Annotated in this window: 4 protein-coding genes; all 4 read left to right on the top strand. The window is 61.4% G+C overall.

The genetic code is table 11. From position 1 onward, the window contains the following. The coding region (locus tag ABX749_RS29645) for a hypothetical protein (protein WP_372899213.1) at positions 1–295 on the top strand (295 nt) is incomplete at its 5' end. 230 nt (positions 296–525) lie between these two features. Beyond that, a complete protein-coding gene (fliP, locus tag ABX749_RS29640; protein ID WP_372899212.1) occupies positions 526–1,431 on the top strand; it encodes a flagellar type III secretion system pore protein FliP in 906 nt (301 codons plus the stop codon). Continuing rightward, the gene (locus ABX749_RS29635; protein WP_095742551.1) at positions 1,432–1,695 is read left to right on the top strand and encodes a flagellar biosynthetic protein FliQ; all 264 of its coding nucleotides are present in this window, start codon (positions 1,432–1,434) and stop codon (positions 1,693–1,695) included. It begins immediately after the preceding gene. Between the two features lie 105 nt (positions 1,696–1,800). Then, positions 1,801–2,433: flagellar biosynthetic protein FliR (locus tag ABX749_RS29630; RefSeq protein WP_372899211.1), on the top strand; the 633-nt coding region annotated here is incomplete at its 3' end.

Genomic DNA, 2,433 nt, shown 5'->3' with positions numbered 1-2,433 from the left:
GGTGCGTTGTGTGTTCAGCGATGCAACGCTGTCGACCGATGACCAACCGGTCGCGCTGGCCCGAATCGGTTCCTCGCTGATTTGCTTTCGGCTCCAGGGCGATGCCGACCGGGCGACCGCCAGTCTGACCGTTCTGTCCCGATGCGCCCTGCAGCAAGCGACGATCGAGAAAGTCCCCGGATATGTCCGCAACGATTGCCGCGTGACCTTCCCCGACGCGACCACGGTGTTGATCCCCGGAAGCGCGCTGGCGGGCTACGACGCGTACTTCGCCGGGCTGTTGGCCGGCGCGTGATCAATTCACCACCCCCACGCGCCACTGGCTGACGCCACGTGCTGGCATGCCGCCAGCGGGACGCGTGAGCGACCGGCGCGTGACGGCTGCGCCAACGCGCCACTGGCTCACGCCGCGTGCTGGGGAACTGGCGAAAACTAATCTTTCCATTTCAGGCCTGTTTTTCCTAAAGTCCCGGTCGCCGGCGGCCGATGCGGTCGCCGCGTTCGCTGATCCCCCGCGACCCGGCTATGATTCTCAACCGCTTCCTTCGACTTTCGCTGCCCCTGATGCTGCTGGCCCTGGCCGGACCAGGGATCGCTGTCGCGGAGCAGGGCAGTGTCGTCGCGGAGCAGGGCAGCATCATCGCAGAGCAGGGCAGGGCGGTTCCGCCGAACGATTCAGTTCCACAGCTTGTTTCACGCCCCACCATCTCGCTTTCGGCCGAAGCGATCGAAACCATCGCCGGTGGCCCCGAATCCTGGGCCAGCCCCGACAAGGTTGGTGGCAGCATCCAAACGATGCTGCTGCTGTCGGTCATCTCGCTCGCTCCGGCGATCCTGCTGATGACGACCTGCTACATCCGGATCATCGTCGTGCTGTCGTTGCTGCGGCAAGCGATCGGGCTGCAAGCCCTGCCGCCGACTCAAGTGCTGACCAGCATTTCCTTGTTCATGACGCTGCTGGTGATGACCCCGGTTTGGACGCGGGTCTATGACGAAGCGATCAAACCGTACAGCGATCCTGAGACCGAGATGACGCTGGCGGAGGCCTATGAAGCCGGAGCGTTGCCGGTTCGCCAGTTCATGAGCAAGCAAATTGCCGCGGCAAAGAATCACGCCGATGTGGTCCTGTTTTATCGCCACGCGGTTCCCGATGGGCCGACCCCCAGTTCGTTCGCCGACATTCCGATCCGCGTGCTGCTGCCGGCGTTTGTGATCAGCGAACTGAAGATTGCATTTTTGATGGGCTTCAGCATTTACCTGCCGTTCCTGGTGGTCGACATCGTCGTCGCCAGCGTCACGATGTCGATGGGCATGTTCATGCTGCCACCGGCGATGATTTCGTTGCCGCTAAAACTGTTGTTGTTCGTGCTGGTCAACGGCTGGCATTTGGTCGTGGGCATGTTGTTAGCCAGTTTTGGACCGGTGGGTTAAATGACGCTCGATTCAAGCCAAGCGATTGATCTGTGCCGCCAAGCCCTGATGCTGGCCGCGCTGTTGGCCGCGCCCGTGCTGGTGATCGGTGCGGTCGTCGGTATCGTCACCGGTCTGTTGCAAACCCTGTTTCAGATCCAAGACCAATCGATTTCCTTTGTGCCCAAATTGATCGTCTCCAGCCTGGTGCTGTTGGCCTGCATGCCGTGGATGTTCTCGCGGATGATCGAATTCACACAAACCATGTTCGTCGGCCCGTTCTGATGCTTTGATGACAACCAGACACGCCGGTCGAGCGGCCATCGAGAGAGACTCCCACACCGTTTCTTGCAGGATGCAGATTAAGGAGAACGCTGGGTGACCACGGGAATGTTGTTACCAGGAATGGATGACGCGTTGGGCGTCGTGACCGGTCAGTGGCTGCTGCACCAGCTGATGATCTTTGCGATGGTCGCGGCCCGACTCGGCGGACTGGTCATCGCGTTGCCGACGTTGGCCAGCGGCTTGCCGGCGCGAATCCGAATCCTGCTGGTGCTCGCGATCACATTGGTTCTGGTTCCCGGTGTCGGTGCCGCGGTGCCCGCTGACGGCATTCGGCTTTCCGGGGTGGAGATCATTTTTGCCGCCGGCCGAGAGATCATTTTCGGGATGGTCATCGGCGGCGTCGTTCAATTGTTGGTCTCGGGCATCGCCTTGGCTGGCGAACTGATTTCCAACGCCACGGGAATGCAACTGGCCCAGACCGCCGATCCATCCAGCGGCGAATCGGTCCCGCAACTCTCCCGGCTGCTGGGATTGCTGGTCACCGCCATCCTGTTTGCCGCCGGCGGTCATCGGTTGTTGATCGATGCCCTGCTGACCAGTTTCCACCGATTCCCGCCGATGTCGGTCTCGATCGACCAAACCCTGTCCGCTCTGGTGATCGACCATCTCGCGATCGGGATTGAATCCGGACTGCGTGTGGCCGCGCCGGTCGTCGCCTGTGTCTTGCTGACCAATCTG

Source organism: Stieleria sp. (assembly GCF_041595215.1).
GTDB lineage: Bacteria > Planctomycetota > Planctomycetia > Pirellulales > Pirellulaceae > Stieleria > Stieleria magnilauensis.
This window is presented reverse-complemented; position numbering and strand designations above follow the sequence as displayed.

Excerpts from the sequence above, each read along its gene's own strand:
- fliP (WP_372899212.1), top strand. The coding sequence starts at position 526 with ATGATTCTCAACCGCTTCCTTCGACTTTCGCTGCCCCTGATGCTGCTG.
- ABX749_RS29635 (WP_095742551.1), top strand. The coding sequence starts at position 1,432 with ATGACGCTCGATTCAAGCCAAGCGATTGATCTGTGCCGCCAAGCCCTG.